The 17,721-nt window shown below is 71.1% G+C and carries 19 protein-coding genes; 3 read left to right on the top strand and 16 right to left on the bottom strand.

The annotated features are described in order from the left end of the window. Nucleotides 1-242 precede the first annotated feature (242 nt). From H4W80_RS15215 to H4W80_RS15260, 10 genes are all read right to left on the bottom strand, one after another. Nucleotides 243-602 carry a metal-sulfur cluster assembly factor gene (locus H4W80_RS15215; RefSeq protein ID WP_192785698.1) on the bottom strand — a complete coding sequence of 120 codons (360 nt, stop codon included), beginning with the start codon at nt 600-602 and terminating at the stop codon, nt 243-245. Beyond that, a complete protein-coding gene (gene sufU / locus H4W80_RS15220; protein WP_192785699.1) occupies nt 599-1,036 on the bottom strand; it encodes a Fe-S cluster assembly sulfur transfer protein SufU in 438 nt (145 codons plus the stop codon). Before sufU ends, H4W80_RS15215 begins: the two co-directional genes overlap by 4 nt. Nucleotides 1,037-1,038: 2 nt before the next feature. Further along, the gene (locus H4W80_RS15225; RefSeq protein ID WP_192785700.1) at nt 1,039-2,295 is read right to left on the bottom strand and encodes a cysteine desulfurase; all 1,257 of its coding nucleotides are present in this window, start codon (nt 2,293-2,295) and stop codon (nt 1,039-1,041) included. Next, nucleotides 2,292-3,038: a Fe-S cluster assembly ATPase SufC gene (gene sufC, locus H4W80_RS15230; RefSeq protein ID WP_192785701.1), complete on the bottom strand. Its 747-nt coding sequence runs from the start codon at nt 3,036-3,038 to the stop codon at nt 2,292-2,294. The genes H4W80_RS15225 and sufC overlap by 4 nt, the downstream gene beginning before the upstream one ends. Nucleotides 3,039-3,043: 5 nt before the next feature. Next, complete coding sequence (locus tag H4W80_RS15235; RefSeq protein ID WP_192785702.1) at nt 3,044-3,364, bottom strand: non-heme iron oxygenase ferredoxin subunit; 321 nt, start codon at nt 3,362-3,364, stop codon at nt 3,044-3,046. Next, the gene (sufD, locus tag H4W80_RS15240) at nt 3,361-4,482 is read right to left on the bottom strand and encodes a Fe-S cluster assembly protein SufD (RefSeq protein WP_192785703.1); all 1,122 of its coding nucleotides are present in this window, start codon (nt 4,480-4,482) and stop codon (nt 3,361-3,363) included. Before sufD ends, H4W80_RS15235 begins: the two co-directional genes overlap by 4 nt. Continuing rightward, nucleotides 4,482-5,894: a Fe-S cluster assembly protein SufB gene (gene sufB, locus H4W80_RS15245; RefSeq protein WP_185076969.1), complete on the bottom strand. Its 1,413-nt coding sequence runs from the start codon at nt 5,892-5,894 to the stop codon at nt 4,482-4,484. Before sufB ends, sufD begins: the two co-directional genes overlap by 1 nt. Then, nucleotides 5,891-6,589, bottom strand: a complete 699-nt coding sequence (locus H4W80_RS15250; protein ID WP_185079281.1) for a helix-turn-helix transcriptional regulator — start codon at nt 6,587-6,589, stop codon at nt 5,891-5,893. The genes sufB and H4W80_RS15250 overlap by 4 nt, the downstream gene beginning before the upstream one ends. Before the next feature lie 95 nt (nt 6,590-6,684). Beyond that, a complete protein-coding gene (locus H4W80_RS15255) occupies nt 6,685-7,911 on the bottom strand; it encodes a multidrug effflux MFS transporter (RefSeq protein WP_192785704.1) in 1,227 nt (408 codons plus the stop codon). A gap of 85 nt (nt 7,912-7,996) precedes the next feature. Then, complete coding sequence (locus H4W80_RS15260; protein ID WP_192785705.1) at nt 7,997-8,782, bottom strand: VOC family protein; 786 nt, start codon at nt 8,780-8,782, stop codon at nt 7,997-7,999. A 146-nt stretch (nt 8,783-8,928) separates the two neighbouring features. Here H4W80_RS15260 and H4W80_RS15265 point away from each other — a divergent pair, with 146 nt between their 5' ends. Next, nucleotides 8,929-9,837: an ABC transporter ATP-binding protein gene (locus H4W80_RS15265; RefSeq protein WP_192785706.1), complete on the top strand. Its 909-nt coding sequence runs from the start codon at nt 8,929-8,931 to the stop codon at nt 9,835-9,837. Beyond that, nucleotides 9,834-10,631 (top strand): ABC transporter permease, encoded by a 798-nt coding sequence (locus H4W80_RS15270; RefSeq protein WP_192785707.1) that lies wholly within the window; start codon nt 9,834-9,836, stop codon nt 10,629-10,631. Before H4W80_RS15265 ends, H4W80_RS15270 begins: the two co-directional genes overlap by 4 nt. 4 nt (nt 10,632-10,635) lie before the next feature. On the opposite strand, the gene H4W80_RS15275 is transcribed toward H4W80_RS15270, so the two are convergent. After that, on the bottom strand, nt 10,636-11,853 hold the full coding sequence (locus H4W80_RS15275; RefSeq protein ID WP_192785708.1) for an MFS transporter: 1,218 nt from the start codon (nt 11,851-11,853) through the stop codon (nt 10,636-10,638). Between the two features lie 103 nt (nt 11,854-11,956). Here H4W80_RS15275 and H4W80_RS15280 point away from each other — a divergent pair, with 103 nt between their 5' ends. Then, nucleotides 11,957-12,871 carry an EamA family transporter gene (locus tag H4W80_RS15280; RefSeq protein WP_318786877.1) on the top strand — a complete coding sequence of 305 codons (915 nt, stop codon included), beginning with the start codon at nt 11,957-11,959 and terminating at the stop codon, nt 12,869-12,871. Between the two features lie 324 nt (nt 12,872-13,195). Here H4W80_RS15280 and H4W80_RS15285 read toward each other — a convergent pair whose 3' ends face one another. The 5 genes from H4W80_RS15285 to H4W80_RS15305 are packed head-to-tail and all read right to left on the bottom strand — an operon-like array spanning nt 13,196 to nt 17,710. Next, complete coding sequence (locus tag H4W80_RS15285; RefSeq protein ID WP_192785710.1) at nt 13,196-13,864, bottom strand: GntR family transcriptional regulator; 669 nt, start codon at nt 13,862-13,864, stop codon at nt 13,196-13,198. A 12-nt stretch (nt 13,865-13,876) separates the two neighbouring features. Continuing rightward, entirely contained in the window at nt 13,877-14,812 is a 936-nt protein-coding gene (locus tag H4W80_RS15290; RefSeq protein ID WP_192785711.1) for an ornithine cyclodeaminase family protein, read from the bottom strand. Continuing rightward, complete coding sequence (locus H4W80_RS15295) at nt 14,809-15,822, bottom strand: proline racemase family protein (protein ID WP_318786878.1); 1,014 nt, start codon at nt 15,820-15,822, stop codon at nt 14,809-14,811. The genes H4W80_RS15290 and H4W80_RS15295 overlap by 4 nt, the downstream gene beginning before the upstream one ends. Further along, nucleotides 15,819-16,820, bottom strand: coding sequence for a proline racemase family protein (locus H4W80_RS15300; RefSeq protein ID WP_192785712.1), 1,002 nt, complete (start codon nt 16,818-16,820; stop codon nt 15,819-15,821). Before H4W80_RS15300 ends, H4W80_RS15295 begins: the two co-directional genes overlap by 4 nt. Further along, nucleotides 16,817-17,710: a dihydrodipicolinate synthase family protein gene (locus tag H4W80_RS15305; RefSeq protein WP_192785713.1), complete on the bottom strand. Its 894-nt coding sequence runs from the start codon at nt 17,708-17,710 to the stop codon at nt 16,817-16,819. Before H4W80_RS15305 ends, H4W80_RS15300 begins: the two co-directional genes overlap by 4 nt. Nucleotides 17,711-17,721 lie beyond the last annotated feature (11 nt).

The raw sequence follows: 17,721 nt of genomic DNA on the forward strand, positions 1-17,721 counted from the left end.
TGCGGCGCACGCCGCACAGGGGTTCTGGTCACCCGCCATACGGGCGGGTCAAATCATTTAAGGGGGGAACACACCGGGCACCGGCCGCAGGCGATGCAGACGCGCGATGAGACGTCAGGTGCGTTTGGTACCAACGCCGGGATGCTATCTGAAATTCCCGGGGCGGGTCCGGACCTTCCGCAACCCTCTATGGCACGCCGAAGCGGCTGACGAGTCAGCGTCAGCCGTTTCAGCAGAAAAGATCAGACATTGAATCCTAGCATACGGAGCTGCTCGCGCCCCTCGTCGGTGATCTTGTCCGGGCCCCATGGCGGCAGCCAGACCCAGTTGATCTTCACGTCGGACACCATGCCCTCGAGCGCCGAGTGGGCCTGGTCCTCGATGACGTCGGTCAGCGGGCAGGCCGCGCTGGTCAGCGTCATGTCAATGGTGGCCACGGGCCGCGCGCCGTCGGCCGGGTCGAGGTTGAGCCCGTAGATGAGGCCCAGGTCGACCACGTTGATGCCGAGCTCCGGGTCCACGACGTCCTTGAGCGCCTCCATGACCTCGTCGACGGTGGTCTCACCGTCGAAGTCGGTCGGAGTCTCCACGGGCTTACTCATCGGGCACTCCTCACTACCGCATCCTTGTAGGCCATCCACGAAAGCAGCGCGCATTTGACGCGCGCCGGGAACTTGGCCACGCCCGCGAACGCGACCGCGTCGCCGAGCACGTCTTCGTCGGCCTCCACCTGTCCCCTGCCCTGCATGAGCCTGGTGAACTCGTCGACCACGGAGAGCGTCTCCTCGACCGTCGAGCCGGTGGTGAGCTCGTGCAGCACCGAGGCGGCGGCCTGGCTGATCGAACAGCCCTGACCGTCGTAGGAGACGTCCAGGACCTTGCCGCCGTCGCCCACCTTCACCCTGAGCGTGATCTCGTCGCCGCACGTGGGATTGACGTGGTGAACCTCGGCGTCGTACGGCTCACGCAGCCCCCGCCCCTGCGGGTGCTTGTAGTGCTCCAGGATCAGCTCCTGGTACATCGACTCGCCGATCATGGCTATGCGAACACCTTCTGAACGTGATGGAGGCCGCGGACCAGGGCGTCGATCTCGCCCGTGGTGTTGTACAGGTAGAACGACGCCCGCGTGGTCGCCGGTATTCCAAAGCGTAGGTGCAGGGGACGCGCGCAGTGGTGACCGACGCGTACGGCGACGCCGAACTGGTCGTCGAGGATCTGGCCGACGTCGTGCGGGTGGACGCCCTCCAGCGTGAACGACACCGTGCCGCCCCGCTGCTCCAGCGAGTCGGGACCGATGAAACGCAGGGTGGGCACCTCGCGCAGGGCGTCGAGCGCGTAGGCCGTCAGCGTGCGCTCGTGCGCCTCGATGGCCTCCATGCCGACCTCGGTGAGGTAGTCGACGGCCGCGCCCAGCCCGATGGCCTCGACGATCGGCGGCGTGCCGGCCTCGAACTTGTGCGGCACCGGCGCGTACGTCGAGTGGTCCATCCAGACCGCCTCGATCATCTCGCCGCCGCCCAGGAACGGGGGCATGGCGTCGAGCAGCTCGGCCTTGCCCCACAGGACGCCGATGCCCGACGGGCCGACCATCTTGTGGCCGGTGAAGGCCACGAAGTCGGCGCCCAGCTCGGTGACGTTGACCGGGTGGTGCGGCACGGACTGCGAGGCGTCCAGCATGATCAGCGCGCCGACCTCGTGCGCCCGCCTGGCCACCTCGGCGACCGGGTTGACGGTGCCGAGCACGTTGGACTGGTGGGCGATCGAGACGATCTTCGTCCGCTCGGTGATCACGGACGGGTCGTAGTCGAGCCGTCCGTCGTCGGTGACGCCGAACCACTTCAGCGTCGCGCCGGTGCGCTGCGCGAGCAGCTGCCACGGCACGATGTTGGAGTGGTGCTCCATCTCGGAGATGACGATCTCGTCGCCGGCCCCGAGCGTGAAGCGCGGATCGGTGTTGATGGGGTTGCCGAAGGCGTACGCGACGAGGTTGAGCGCCTCGGAGGCGTTCTTGGTGAAGATCACCTCGTCGCGCGACGGCGCCCCGACGAACGCGGCGACCTTGTCGCGGGCGCTCTCGTAGGCGTCGGTCGATTCGGCGCCGAGCACGTGCATGGCCCGTCCGACGTTGCTGTAGTGCAGCGCGAAGTGGTCACGCATGGTCTCGATGACCTGGGTGGGCTTCTGTGAGGAGTTGCCCGAGTCGAGATAGACGAGCGGGCGCCCGTCGGGCAGCTCGCGGGAGAAGACCGGGAAATCCTTCCTGATCTTCTCCACGTCAAAGCTGAGCTGTGTCATGCAGATGCCTTCGTGTACTGCTCGTAGCCCTCGGCCTCGAGCTTCTCGGCCAGCTCCGGCCCGCCCTCCTCGACGATCCGCCCGCCCGCGAAGACGTGGACGAAGTCCGGCTTCACGTAGCGCAGGATGCGGGTGTAGTGCGTGATCAGCAGCACGCCGGTCTCACCGGTGGCGCGGAAGCGGTTGATGCCCTCCGACACCACGCGCAGCGCGTCGACGTCGAGGCCGGAGTCGGTCTCGTCGAGCACCGCGATCTTCGGCTTGAGCAGCTCCAGCTGGAGGATCTCGTGGCGCTTCTTCTCACCGCCGGAGAAGCCCTCGTTGAGGTTGCGCTGGGCGAAGGCGGCGTCGATGGACAGCGCGTCCATGCCGCTCTTGAGGTCCTTGGCGAACTCGCGCAGCTTCGGCGCCTCGCCGCGGACCGCGGTGACGGCCGAGCGAAGGAAGTTCGAGACCGACACGCCGGGGACCTCGACCGGGTACTGCATGGCCAGGAACAGGCCCGCGCGGGCCCGCTCGTCGACCGACAGCTCCAGCAGGTCCACGCCGTCGAGCAGCACCTGGCCGCCGGTGATCGTGTATTTGGGGTGGCCGGCGATCGCGTAGGCGAGCGTCGACTTGCCCGAGCCGTTGGGGCCCATGATGGCGTGGGTCTGGCCCGAGTGGACGGCCAGGTTGACGCCGCGCAGGATTTCCTTGTCCTCGACGGCGACGTGGAGGTCGCGAATCTCAAGGGTGGACATTGTTGTTATGACTCCTTCGAGAGCGAGACGAGCACGTCATCGCCGTCGATCTTGACTGTGTAGACGTTCACGGGCTGGGTCGCGGGCGGGCCGGTGGGCTTGCCGGAGCGCACGTCGAAGCACGAGCCGTGCAGCCAGCACTCCAGGGTGCCGTCGTAGACCTCGCCTTCGCTGAGCTTCACCTCGGCGTGGGAGCAGACGTCGTGCAGGGCGAACACCTCGCCGCCCTTGCGCACGAGCGCCACCGGCGTCTCATCGATCTCCACCCCGATGACTCCCCCGTCGGGGATGTCGTCGAGCTTGCAGACCTTCTCGAACGAACTCATCGCGCGAGCTCCGCCTCCAGCGCGTTCAGCACGCGCTCACGGATCTCCCCGACCTCGATCTTCTCGACGAGCTGGCCGAGGAAGCCCCTGATGACCAGGCGGCGGGCCTCGTCGTAGGGGATGCCGCGGGCCTGGAGGTAGAAGATGTGCTCGTCGTCGAGCCGGCCGGAGGCGGAGGCGTGCCCCGCCCCGGCGACCTCGCCGGTGAGGATCTCCAGGTTGGGCACCGAGTCGGCGCGGGCGCCGTCGGTCAGGATGAGGTTGCGGTTGAGCTCGTAGGTGTCGGTGCCCTCGGCCTCGACCCTGATGATCACGTCGCCGATCCAGACGGCGTGCGCTTCCTCGCCCTGCAGGGCGCCGCGGTAGTCGACGTTGCTCTTGCAGTTGGGCTGCGAGTGGTCGACCAGCAGGCGGTGCTCCAGGTGCTGCCCGGCGTCCACGAAGTAGACGCCCGACATGTCGGCGTCGCCGCCGGGAGCGGTGTAGGTGACGTTGGGCGACAGGCGTACGAGGTCGCCGCCGAGCGTCACCACGAAGCTGCGGAAGGTCGCGTCCTTGGCCAGCTGGGCGTGGTGGTGGGAGACGTGGACCGCGTCGTCGTCCCAGTCCTGCAGGCTGACGACCCGGAGCGAGGCGCCGTCGCCGACGACGAACTCGATGTTGTCGGCGTAGACCGCGCTGCCCTTGTGGTCGAGCACGACCACGGCCTCGGCCAGCGGCTCCACCTTGACCACGAGGTGGCCGTAGGCGGCGCCGTCGCCGGAGCCGGTGAGGGTGAGCACGGTCGGCTTGGAGGTGACGGCCTCGCGCGGCACCGTGATGACGGTGGCCTTCTCGAAGCTGTTCCACGCCTGGGCGCTGACCCGGTCGGTGGGCATGAACGCCTTGCCGACGCGGACGTCGTCGCGGCCGACCGTCTCGACGGTGACCTCGGGCGCCGCGTCGACGTCCACCCGGACGTGGCCGACGGCCTCGGCCTTGCCGTTGTGCAGGCCCTTGAGGCGGGACAGCGGCGTGAAGCGCCACGCCTCCTCGCGCCCGGTCGGGACCTCGAAGTCGCCCAGCTCGTAGGACGCCTTCTCGTGCAAGGTCGACAGGGGCTTCTCGTTCAGGCCCATCAGCCGACGGCTCCTTCCATCTGCAGCTCGATCAGCCGGTTGAGCTCGAGCGCGTATTCCATGGGCAGCTCACGCGCGATCGGCTCCACGAAGCCGCGCACGATCATCGCCATCGCCTCGTCCTCGTCGAGCCCGCGGCTCATGAGGTAGAAGAGCTGGTCCTCGCTGACCTTGGAGACCGTGGCCTCGTGGCCCATCTTGACGTCGTCCTCGCGGACGTCGACGTAGGGGTAGGTGTCGGAGCGGCTGATCTGGTCGACCAGCAGGGCGTCGCACTTGACGGTGCTGGCGCTGCCGTGGGCGCCCTCCTCGATCTGCACGAGACCGCGGTAGGAGGTGCGGCCGCCGCCGCGCGCCACCGACTTGGAGATGACGCTGGAGCTGGTGTTGGGCGCCAGGTGCACCATCTTGGAGCCGGCGTCCTGGTGCTGGCCCTCGCCCGCGAACGCGACGCTCAGCGTCTCGCCCTTGGCGTGCTCGCCCATCAGGTAGACGGCCGGGTACTTCATCGTGACCTTGGAGCCGATGTTGCCGTCGATCCACTCCATGGTCGCGCCCTCGTAGGCCACGGCGCGCTTGGTGACCAGGTTGTAGACGTTGTTCGACCAGTTCTGGATGGTCGTGTAACGGCAGCGGGCGTTCTTCTTCACGATGATCTCGACGACCGCGCTGTGCAGCGAGTCGGAGGAGTAGATCGGCGCGGTGCAGCCCTCGACGTAGTGGACGTAGCTGTTCTCGTCCACGATGATCAGGGTCCGCTCGAACTGGCCCATGTTCTCGGTGTTGATCCGGAAGTAGGCCTGCAGCGGGATCTCGACCTCGACGTTCGGCGGCACGTAGATGAACGAGCCACCGGACCAGACGGAGGTGTTGAGGGCGGCGAACTTGTTGTCGCCCACCGGGATGACGGAGCCGAAGTACTCCTTGAAGAGCTCCTCGTGCTCCTTCAGGCCCGTGTCGGTGTCGACGAAGATGACGCCCTTCTCCTCGAGGTCCTCACGGATCTTGTGATAGACGACCTCGGACTCGTACTGGGCGGCGACACCGGCGATGAGGCGCTGCTTCTCCGCCTCGGGGATGCCGAGCTTGTCGTAGGTGTTCTTGATGTCGGCGGGCAGCTCCTCCCAGGAAGCGGCCTGCTTCTCGGTGGAGCGCACGAAGTACTTGATGTTGTCGAAGTCGATGCCGGTGAGGTCAGAGCCCCAGGTGGGCAGCGGCTTGCGGTCGAACAGGCGGAGGCCCTTCAGGCGAAGGTCGAGCATCCACTCCGGCTCGTTCTTCAGAGCGGAGATGTTGCGGACGACCTCCTCGGACAGGCCGCGCTTGGCCGCCGCCCCGGCGGCATCCGGGTCGGCCCAGCCGAACTTGTAATTCCCGAGGCCTTCCAGCTCCGGGCGGTCGGTGACAGTCACCTTCCGGTCTCCTTGCTCTTGTCTCTATGTGCGGATTCACCCAGCGACTGTGGGCTCACATGTGTCGTGCAGACCCCGTCGCCGTGGGCGATCGTGGCCAGGCGCTGCACCGGGGTGCCGAGCAGCTGCGCGAACGCCTCCGTCTCGGCCTCGCAGAGCTGCGGGAACTCCGCAGCCGCGTGGGCCACCGGGCAGTGGTGCTGGCAGAGCTGGTCGCCGCCCGACTTGGCCTTGCTGGCCGAGGCGGCATACCCCTCCGCCGACAGCGCCTGCGCCAGCACCTGCACGCGCTGGTCCGCCGGCACCGTCCGCATGACCGGCTCCAACCGCTTGAGCAGGCTCGAGACCTGCAGGCGGGCGAAGTCGGCCACCGCTTCCTCTCCCATGCGCTCGGCCAGGAAGCGCAGCGCGCTCCCGGCGAGGTCGTCATAGGCGTGCTCGAAAGCACTGCGCCCCGCGTCGGTGATCGCGAACAGCTTGGCGGGGCGTCCGCGCCCGCGCTGCCCCCGTGGCCCGACCGTGCGAGGCTCTATCATCCCGTCGGCCAGCAGCGCGTCCAGGTGGCGGCGGACGGCGGCGGGGGTGAGCCCCAGCCGCTCGCCCAGCGCGGCGGCCGCGACGGGACCGTGCTCAAGGATCAGCCGGGCGACGCGCGCACGCGTGCTGCGCTCGCTTCCTGGCTCGATCCCTGGCACGTTTTTCACAACATCAGTGTGCCGTAATTCCTTCCCGGTTCACAAACGGATCCGAGCAGCCCGGGAATGGAATTTCTCACGCAGGGCAGCCTTACCTAACTCTTCCGCAGGAGAGCGAAGGTCAAGCTTGCGCAAATCATGAGGCCCAGCATCACGCAGGCCATCGGCACGGCGCTGCCGGCGCCCGCGAGGCCGACCAGCGGGGCCGCTGCGGCGCCGAGCGCGAACTGCAGCACGCCGAGCAGGGCCGAGGCGCTGCCGGCGATCTGCGCGGGCTGGCTGGCCAGGGCCAGCGCACCGGTGGCCGGCATGACCAGGCCCTGGCCGAGCATGATGACGAACAGCCCGCCCACGATGCCCCACAGGCCGAGCCCGGTGAGCGCGGCGGCCAGCAGCAGCGAGGCGCCGGTCAGCGCGACGGCGAGCCCGGTGATCACGAGGGTCACCGGCGGCACCCGTCCCGACAGCCGGCCGCCGAGCTGGGCCATGGCGGTCAGGCCGAAGGCGTTGAGGCCGAAGATGAGCGAGTACTGCTGGGGCGTGGCGCCGTACACCTCCTGGAGCACGAACGGCGAGCCGGAGATGTAGCCGAACATGGCCGCGAACGCCAGGCCCGCGGTCAGCGCGGTGCCCATGAACGTCCGGTCGCGCAGGAGCCTGCCGAACGTGCCGACGGTGTGCCGGAGACCGCCGCTCTCGCGCTCGGCCGCGGGCAGCGTCTCGCGCACGCCGCCCAGGACGGCCAGCAGCAGCACCACCCCGGCGACGCTGAGCGCCACGAACACGCCGCGCCAGGAGGTGAACGCCAAAAGCTGCGCGCCGACGATGGGCGCCAGGATCGGCGCCAGGCCGCTGACCAGCATGAGCGTGGCGAAGATGCGGGCGATGGCGGCGCCGTCGTACAGGTCGCGGACGACCGCCCGCACGATCACCAGGGCCGCGCCGCCCAGCACGCCCTGCAGCAGGCGGAAGGCGATGAGCATGGGCACCGACGGCGCGAACGCGCACAGCAGCGAGGCCACCATGAACCCGGCCACGCCCACGATCAGCGGTGTCCTGCGGCCGCGCACGTCGCTGACCGGACCGGCGATCACCTGGCCGATGGACACGCCGATGAGGCAGGCGGTGAGGGTGAGCTGGACCTGCGCCGGCGCGCTGAGCATCTCGGAGGTGATGGCGGGCAGGGCCGGGAGGTACATGTCGATGGACAGGGGGCCGATCGCCGACAGAGCGCCCAGGATCACCAGCAGCAGTCCGCGGGCGCCCCTCCTCTGCTCGATCGCGATGGTGGACGTGGACGTGGCTTCGGCCGCCACGGACATGCGTGATCCCCTCTCCCTCGCAGGCTCTTGGCCCCACGAGGGCCGAGGGATCAAACCAGGATCCGGTCCTCCGAATTCCCGGTTATCAGATATTTCCGGCGATTTCGTGAAGCTGGATGATGGAGAACGTCGCGCCCTGCGGATCGGTGAGCATCGAGAACCGGCCGGGCGGCGCCTCCATCCCCCGCACCAGCACGCTCGCCCCGGCTCCCTCGGCCGCGGCCGTCGTGGCTTCGAGGTCGGCGACCGCGAAGTACGTCATCCAGAACGACGGCGTCGCCGCCGGGTAGTCGGAGAACATCTCGACCATGCCCGCCACGGCCCGCTCCCCCAGGTGCCACTCCGTGTACTTGATCCCGTCCAGCTCCCGCAGCCGCGGCATCCAGCCGAAGACGGCCGGGTAGAAGCTCTCGGCGGCCGACGGGTCGCGCGTGACCAGCTCGTTCCAGCAGCACGAGACGGGCTCGCCGGCCAGCTGCGCCCCGTGGTGGTTGCCCGCCTGCCAGGCGGCCGCGTACGAGCCGTCAGGCGCCTGGAAGACCGTCATGACGCCTTCGTCGAAGACCGCCATCGGCTCCATGGTGACGGTGCCGCCAGCGTTCCTGACCCGCTCGGCCAGCGCGGCGGCGTCGTCGGTGGCGACGAACATGTTCCAGAACGAGGGCGAGCCGCCGCCCATGACCGGCCCCAGCCCGGCGACCTGCCTGTCCTGGTGGAGGAACATGCCGTAGCCGCCGGCCTCGGGGTCGTCGATCATGTCGGCCTGCCAGCCGAAGACCTCGCCGTAGAACCGGGCGGAAGCGTCGACGTCGGTGCTGGACAGGTCCACCCAGCACGGGACTCCGGGGTCGTATCCACTGCGTTGCGCCATTGCGCCCTCCTGCTACACGGAGCTCGTGGTCAGACTTTGGCCTCTGTTGGCACCTTTCTGGGAAAGGTCCGGGTCAAGACATGTCCAAATCCGGCCAACCCCACCTGCGGCTCGAACTGCCTGCCCCAGTCCCTAAACTCGTGGCCATGGAGTCCCCAGCCGTCGAGATCATCGGCCTGGTCAAACGCTACGGCGGCATCACGGCCGTGGACGGCCTCACGCTGCGCGCCGAGCGGGGCGCGGTGACCGCCGTGCTCGGGCCCAACGGCGCGGGCAAGACGTCCACGGTGGAGATCTGCGAGGGGTTCCGCAGGGCCGACGCGGGCACCGTCCGCGTGCTCGGCCTGACGCCCACGCTGCCCGAGCTGCGGCCGCGGGTGGGGGTCATGCTGCAGTCGGGCGGCGTCCCGCCCGCCATGCGCTGCGCCGAGTGGCTGCGCCTGGTCTCGCGCTTCTACGCCCGTCCCCTCGACGCGGGGGCCCTGCTGACGCGGCTGGGGCTGGCCGATCACGTACGCACCCCCTACCGGCGATTGTCGGGCGGGCAGCAGCAGCGGCTGTCGCTGGCCGCGGCCGTCATCGGGCGGCCCGAGCTGGTCTTCCTCGACGAGCCGACGGCCGGGCTCGACCCGCAGGCCCGGCACGCCTGCTGGGAGCTGGTGGGCGAGCTGCGCCAGGCGGGCGTGTCGGTGGTGCTGACCACGCACCACATGGACGAGGCCGAGCGGCTGGCCGACCAGGTGGTCATCATCGACAAGGGCCGGGTGGTGGCCGAGGGCAGCCCGGCCTCGCTGACGGGTGCCGAGCGGCAGCTGCGCTTCCGGGCCCGGCCGGGGCTGGCGCTGGAGGAGCTGCTCAACGCGCTCCCCGCGGGCAGCGCGGCCAAGGAGTCGCCCGCCGGGCACTACATCATCGAGGGGCAGGTGGGTCCCGAGCTGCTGGCCACGGTGACCGCCTGGTGCGCGGCCGAGGGCGTCACGGCCGACGACCTGCGCATCGAGCGCCGCACGCTGGAGGACGTCTTCCTGGAGCTGACGGGCAGGGAGCTGCGATGACCGGATCGGAGCGCGCGCCCGCCGGGCAGATCGCGCTGGACTTCACGCCCGCGCCCGGGGCGGCGCCGTTCCCGCGCATGGTCCTGGCCCAGGCGGGCGCGGAGGTCCGGGCGATGCTGCGCAACGGCGAGCAGCTGCTGCTCACCCTGATCATCCCGGTGCTGCTGCTGACCGGGTTCTCGCTGGCGCCGCTGATCGACATCGGCGGCGGCAGGCGCATCGACTTCCTGGCGCCCGGCGTGCTGGCGCTGGCCGTCATGTCCACGGCCTTCACCGGCCAGGCCATCGCGACCGGCTTCGAGCGCCGCTACGGCGTGCTCAAGCGGCTGGGCGCCACCCCGCTGTCCAGGGCCGGGCTCATGCTCGCCAAGACGTCCGCCGTGGTGGCCGTGGAGGTCATCCAGGCCGTGGTGATCGTGTGCGTCGGCCTGGCGCTGGGGTGGCGGCCGCACGGGTCGTTCCTGAGCGCGGCGCTGCTCATCGTGGTGGGCACGGCGGCGTTCAGCGGGCTGGGGCTGCTCATGGCCGGCACCCTGCGCGCGGAGGCCACCCTGGCCGCCGCCAACCTCGTCTACCTGCTGCTGCTGGGGGCCGGCGGGGTGATCTTCCCGCTGTCGAAGTTCCCCGAGGGCATGCGCCAGGTCCTCGAACTGCTGCCCATCTCGGCCCTGACCGGCGGCCTGCGCGCGGTCCTCGCCCAGGGCGCCGCGCTGCCCCTCGGCCCGCTGGCCGTGCTGGCCGCGTGGGCGGTGCTGTCGCTGGGGCTGGTCTCGCGTACGTTCCGCTGGGAGTAATAGCTCACCCGCTCTGGGGCCGCTCCCCGTGCACGGCGCCGTAGCGGTGCCTGGTGAGGGCGGCCGCGGCCGTCAGCGGGATCGCGGCGGCGGCCGCCAGGCCGAACAGCAGGGCGTAGCGGCCGTGCTCGGCCAGCGGGCCGGCCGCCCACGACGCGACCGCGCTGCCCACGAAGAGCGCGCAGGCGAAGAAGGCGATCGTCGTCCCCCTGGCCTCGGGCACCACCGAGGTCGCCCACGTCTGCAGCGAGGAGTGCAGGAAGGACCAGCCGCCGCCGAGCAGCAGCGCCGTGACCGCCACGGTGGCCATGTCCACGCGCACGGCGACGATCGCGAACCCGGCGCACAGCTGCGCCCCGCCCACCGTCATCAGCGCGGGTGTGGGCCAGCGCCCCGACAGCCGCCTGACGAGCTTCGTGAACACCCACAGGCCAAGCCCGTACGCGGTGATGGCCAGCCCGGCCACGGCGGCGGCGTACCCCGCGTGCTCCAGCGCGGTGGCCAGGAACGGCATGGCGCCGAGCATGATCGCGCCCTCGACGAACGCGAGCCCGAACACCAGCAGCGCCCAGCCGTGCCCGAGCACCGCGCCCAGGTACCGCCCGATGCCGACTTCTGGGCCGAATCCCCGACCGGTGACAGGGCCGTGCGGGAGGGCGCGGGACGGCTCCGGCAGCGAGCGCAGCGCGAGCGCGCAGGCCAGGGCGCAGGCGGCGGGCACCGTGAACGCCACCCGCCAGTCCACCAGGCCCGCGAGCACCCCGCTCAGCCCGGTGGCCAGCGCCGTGCCGAGGGCGGCCGCGCCCATCAGATCGGTCAGGGCGCGTTGCCGGGTCGACGGCTCCACGGTGTCGCCCACGTACGTCAGCCCGGTCGGGATCACCGCGCCGAAGCAGGCGCCCGTCACGACCCTGGCCACCACCAGCGCCCCCAGGACCGGCATCAGCGCCGAGGCCAGCCCCGCCAGCGCCGCCCCGAGCAGCGTCCCGCGCATCACCCGCACGCGGCCGAACCGGTCGGACAGCAGCCCCCACAGCGGCTGGGTGAGCCCGTAGGCGAGGTAGTAGCCGCTGGCGGCCGCGACGGCGGCGGACAGCGGGACCTTCAGGTCCACCGCGATCAGCACGAGCATGGGGCTCACGGCGAAGCGGTCGAAGCTGCTGACGAACGAGGCCGCGGACAGGGCCAGCGGCGGCCGGGCGAGACTCGCGGGGGACTTCATACGGTCAATGATCCAAGAGGCTGCCAGAACACCCTATGTCGGGTCATGTCGCAGGCCACGAGTACGCTCTGTCCGTCATCCCCTGAAGTCCGTGAGGAGTCCTGTGACCGCGTTCGCCCTCGACGATCCCGTCGATCGCGGCTCCGGCCTGCCCAGGCCGGGAAACCTGCTGCGTACGGCCGCCGACTCGATCCCGCCGTCCGGGCTCGTGCTGCTGGCCATCGTCTCGGTGCAGCTGGGCGCCGGGTTCGCGAAGGAGTTGTTCGCGGCGCTGCCGCCGAGCGCGGTGGTGTTCCTGCGGATCACGGCCGGGGCGTTGATCATGGGGGCGCTCGTCCGGCCCCGGCTGAAGGGCCTGTCCTGGCGTGACTGGGCGATGGGGATCGGGTTCGGGGTGACGCTCGCCCTCATGAACCTGACGTTCTACGAGGCCCTGTCGCGGCTGCCGATGGGGATCGCGGTGGCCATCGAGTTCCTGGGGCCGCTGGGGGTGGCCGTGGCGGCCTCGCGGCGCAGGATCGACCTGCTGTGGATCGGCCTGGCGGGCGCGGGCGTGGTGCTGCTCGCGCCATGGGGGCAGTCGGCGTCGGTGAGCTGGGTCGGGATCGGGTTCGCGATGCTGGCGGCCGTCGGCTGGGCCGGGTACGTCATCCTGTCGGCGGCGGCCGGGCGGCGCTTCCCCGGCACGAGCGGGCTGTCGTTCGCCATGATCGTGTCGGCCCTGGTGGTCGCCCCCGTCGGCGTCGTGTCGGGCGGGGCGGAGCTGCTGCAGCCGGAGCTGCTGCTGATCGGGCTCGGCGTGGGCCTGCTGTCGTCGGTGATCCCGTACTCGCTCGAGCTCCAGGCGCTGCGGCGGATGCCCAAGCACGTGTTCGGCATCCTCATGAGCCTGGAGCCGGCCGTGGCGGCGCTGGTCGGCGTGATGCTGCTCAACGAGGTCCTGCACACGCAGCAGTGGGCGGCGATCGTCTGCATCGTGGCCGCCAGCCTGGGCTCGACCCGGCGGCGCAAGGTCTGACGCGGGGGGCTGTGGCGGGCCGCCGCGCGCCCGTGGGATGGGGTCTCGGGCGCGCGGCGGAGGGCTCGGCTTTGGATGGGCGGGGTAGGCCGAGCCCATGGAAGGTCAGCGGAGTGCGGGTGTCCGCGTGACCAGGCATGCGCCACCCACCGCAATCGGTGGTGGCCGGTCCGCTGGGGACCTGGACGGCGGGGCCGCCGGCGGACGCTTGGGGCGTCGCTCTGTCGACCCGAGACGAGAGTACCGCCATCCCGGTCCGCGCGATTGCCAAATGCCAGAACTTAGTAGGCTAAAAACGGACGAGTCGGTCCATGGGCTGCTTTCTCAGTGCTCGGCCCAGATCCCCCGCACGTGGCCGATGTGCTCCGTCATGAGGTGCTGGACGGCCTGGCGGTCGCCGCTCTTGAGCGCGTCGAGCAGCGTCAGGTGCTCCCTGGCCGAATCGGCCAGCACGTCGCGCTCCCGGAGCTGGGACAGGCCGTAGAGCCTGGCCCGGTTGCGCAGGTCGCGCACCACCTCGACCAGGTGGACGTTGCCCGCCAGGGTCAGCAGCTCGACGTGGAAGCGCAGGTCGGCGTCCACGTACGCGAGCAGGTCACCGCGTTCGGCGGCCGAGACGATCTCCTCGGCGACGGGCCTGAGCCGCTCGAACTCCTCCTCCCGCGCGCGGCCCGCCAGCCGGGCCACGGTGGGCACCTCGATCAGCTGGCGGATCTCGGTGAGCTCGTCGAGGTCGCGGTCGGACAGCTCGGTCACCCGGAAGCCCTTGTTGCGCACCGCCTCGACCAGGCCCTCCTTGGCGAGGTCGAGCATGGCCTCGCGCACCGGCGTGGCCGAGACGCCGAACTGGGCGGCCAGCACCGGCGCGGAGTAGACCACTCCCGGCCGCATCTCACCGGTGATCAGCGCGGCACGCAGCGCGTGCGCGACCTGCTCGCGCAGGCTCTGCCGCTCCCCCACCATCGGCAGGTCGAGCCGGTCCTCGGCAGCCATCCGCATCCCTCTCTAGTTCCACGCCTCGTACGCGGCGGCCGCGACCACGAGGTCCTCCCAGGCCATGCCCGTGCTCTTGAACACGCGCGGCCCCGTGCCGGCGACCACCCGCCCCGCGACGAGGTCGGCGAGGTTGCCCGCGAGATGACCGGCGGTGATCGTGCCCTCGCGGATCGGGATGAGCAGATCGCCCGCCTCCTCCAGGGCGGCCGCCCTGGCCTCGACGACCACGGTGGCGCGGGCGACGAGGTCGCCGTCGAGCTCGCGGGCGCCGGGCTCGTGCGACCCGACCGCGACGACGGTGACGCCGTCGCGGGCGAGCTTACCGGGGAACAGCGGTTCCCTGGCTGTCGTGCAGCACACGATGACGTCGGCCCCGGCCAGTGCTTCCGCGGAGCCGGACCGCGGGAGGGCACGGGCGGTCAGGCCGAGCGCGCGGCAGCGGCCCGCGAGCGCCTCCGCTCGGCCCTGGTCGCGCCCGACCACGGTCACGTCCTCGATGGGGCGCACCTCCCGCAGCGCGAGCACGTGCCCCCACGCCTGCGGGCCGCTCCCGAACACCACCAGCCGCCGGGCGTCCCCGTCCGCCAGGTGGCCGACGGCGAGCGCCGAGACGGCGGGGGTGCGCAGGGAGGTGAGCGCGATCCCGTCCAGGGCCGCGAGCGGGGTCAGGGTGTCGCCGTCGAACAGCAGGTACGTCCCCTGGATCCGGGGCAGCTCGCGATCGGGGTTGCCGGGCGCGATGGTGACGGCCTTCACCCCCGCGTACCGTCCGGCCGCGGCGGGCATGAGCAGGAGCTGCCCGGCCGGCAGGTCCACGATCGGCCGCTGCGGCGTGGCCTCGGGGTCGAGCCCGGCGCGCAGGGCGTCCCGCAGGATCCGTACGGCGCTCCCCATCGGCACCAGCCGCTCCATCGTGGCGGCGTCGAGATACGGCAGTCCGGTCATCGCAGCGTGAACCCCACATCCATCGGGTCGTCGGGATCGAGCTCGAAGACGTGCCGCCCGGTCCGGTAGGCCATGCCTTCGATCTCCGGGACGACCCCCTCGCCGAGCACCTCGGCCACCCGCGCCAGGAAGGTGCTCCCCACGACGCTGTCGTGGATCAGGGGCGCGCGCAGCCCCGAGTCGTGCAGCAGCGCCATCCGCGCCGCCGTGCCCGACCCGCAGGGCGAGCGGTCCACCTCCCCGTCGGCGAACACCGTCACGTTCCGCTGGTGCGCCGCCCCGTCCCGGTCCGGCAGCTCGTCGTAGAAGATCACGCCGTAGACGCCGGACAGCCGGTCGTCGGACGGGTGCCGGGCGGCCGGATGGTCCGCCAGGTCGGCCTTGATGCGGCGGGCGTGGCCGATGAGGGCCGTCAGGTTCGCGGGCGCCACGGACAGGCCGACCGCCGCGGCGGGCAGCGACGCGTAGATCGCGCCGCCGTACGAGAGGTCGACCTTGGTCCTGCCCGCAGCCACGTCCCGCGCCAGCACGAAGGACGGCACGCTGACGAACGTCACCCCCGTCACCTTGCCCCCGGAGCAGCGCACCCGCGCCGTGACGCGCCCCGAGGGCACGTCGACGACCACGTCGGTCTCCCCGTCGGGGTCGGCGGCCACCAGCCCCTCGTGCACGGCGTAGGCGCCGAGCGCGATCGTGCCGTGGCCGCAGGCGGTGGAGAACCCGTCCTTGTGCCAGAACAGCGCCCCGAACGCGGCCCCCGGGTCGTCCGGCGGGACGAGGAAGCAGCCGTACATGTCGGCGTGGCCGCGCGGCTCCTGGCACAGCAGCCGCCGCACGCCGTCGAACCGGGGGTCGGCGGCGGCGGTGGAGCGGCGCGAGAGCACGTCAGCCCCGGGGACCTCGGGCACGCCGCCGGTCACGATCCGGAACGGCTCCCCGCCCGTGTGGTAGTCGGTCGTCGTGACCGTGGTCCCGGCCAGGCCGGAACCACGTCCGTCACGCTCGCTCACAGCTCGAACCCGGCGGGGAACGGGTCACGCGGGTCCAGGAAGTACTGGGCGGTGCCGGTGACCCAGGCACGGCCGGTGATCGAGGGCACGACGGCCGGCTCGCCGCCCACGGTGGTCTCCTCCAGCAGCCGCCCGATGAACCGGGTCCCGATGAACGACTCGTTCACGAAGTCCCGGCCGAGCGGCAGCTCGCCCCTGGCGTGCAGCTGCGCCATCCGCGCGCTGGTGCCGGTGCCGCACGGCGAGCGGTCGAACCAGCCCGGGTGGATGGCCATGGCGTGCCGCGAGTGGTGGGCGTCCGAGCCGGGGGCGGCGAAGTAGACGTGGTGGCAGCCCCGGATGCGGTCGTCCTCGCGGTGGACGGGCTCGTCGGCCGCGTTGATCGCCTCCATGGTGGCCAGGCCGGCGGCGATGATCTCGTTCTTGGCCCTGCGGTCGAAGGGCAGGCCGTAGGAGTCGAGGTCGACGACGGCGTAGAAGTTGCCGCCGTACGCGAGGTCGTACGGGATCTCCCCGAACCCCGGCACCTTCACGACGGCGTCGAGCCGGTCGCTGTAGGAGGGCACGTTGCGCAGCGTCACCGACATGGCCTGGCCGTCCTCGACGGCCACGTCCACCTCGACGAGGCCGGCCGGCACCTCCAGGCGCACGGTGGTGACCGGCTCCACGACCTCGACCATGCCCGTCTCGACGAGCACGGTGGCCACGCCGATGGTGCCGTGCCCGCACATCGGCAGCAGCCCCGACACCTCGATGAACAGCACGCCGTAGTCCGCGTCCGGCCTGGTGGGCGGCTGCAGGATGGCGCCGCTCATGGCGGAGTGGCCGCGCGGCTCGGTCATCAGCAGGGTGCGGATGTGGTCGAGGTGGTCACGGAAGTAGACGCGCCGCTCGGCCATGCTCGCGCCCGGGATCACGCCTATCCCGCCGGTGATGACGCGGGTGGGCATGCCCTCGGTGTGGGAGTCGACGGCGTGGAAAACGCGTTTTGTCCTCATCGCAGCCCTTCTGCCAGTGCCTTCTCGGTCGCCGCTCGCACGATAGCGGCCTGCTCGTCCGTCAGCGGCTGCCTGGGCTGCCTGCACGGCCCGCCGTGGCGGCCCGCGAGGTCCATGGACAGCTTGATGGCCTGGACGAACTCCGTCTTGGAGTCCCAGCGCAGCAGGGGGTGCAGCGTCCGGTAAAGAGGCAGCGCGGTCTCCAGGTCGCCGGCGACGGCGGCGCGGTAGAGCGCGGCGTTGGAGACGGGCAGCGCGTTGGGGTAGCCGGCGATCCAGCCCACCGCCCCGGCCACGGCGAGTTCGAGCAGCACGTCGTCGGAGCCGATCAGCAGGTCCAGCTCGGGCGCCAGCTCGGCCAGCTCGTACGCGCGCCGCACGTCCCCGCTGAACTCCTTGACCGCCACGATCAGCCCCTCCTCGTGCAGCTTTGCGAGCAGCGCGGGGGTCAGGTCCACCTTGGTGTCGAACGGGTTGTTGTAGGCCACGACGGGCAGGCCCGCCTTGGCGACCTCGCGGTAGTGCGCGATGACGGCCCGCTCGTCGGCGCGGTAGGAGTTGGGCGGCAGCAGGAGCAGCGAACCGCAACCGGCCTCGGCCGCCTGCTCGGCCCACCGGCGCGACTCCGCGGCGCCGTACGCGCCCACTCCGGCCATCACCCTGCGCCCGCCCACGGCCTGGACGGCGGTCTCGACCACCTTGGCCCGCTCCTCCGAGGTGAGCGTCTGGTACTCGCCCAGCGAACCGTTGACCGCGACGCCGTCGCAGTCGTTGTCGACCAGCCAGCGGCAGTGGTCGGCGTAGCCGTCGTAGTCGACGGAAAGGTCGTCGCGCAGGGGCAGCGCGGTGGCCACCATGATGCCGTGCCAGGCTTTGGTGCGGTTGTCCATAGGAAAGTCCT

The sequence above is a fragment of the Nonomuraea angiospora genome, assembly GCF_014873145.1.
Lineage (GTDB): Bacteria > Actinomycetota > Actinomycetes > Streptosporangiales > Streptosporangiaceae > Nonomuraea > Nonomuraea angiospora.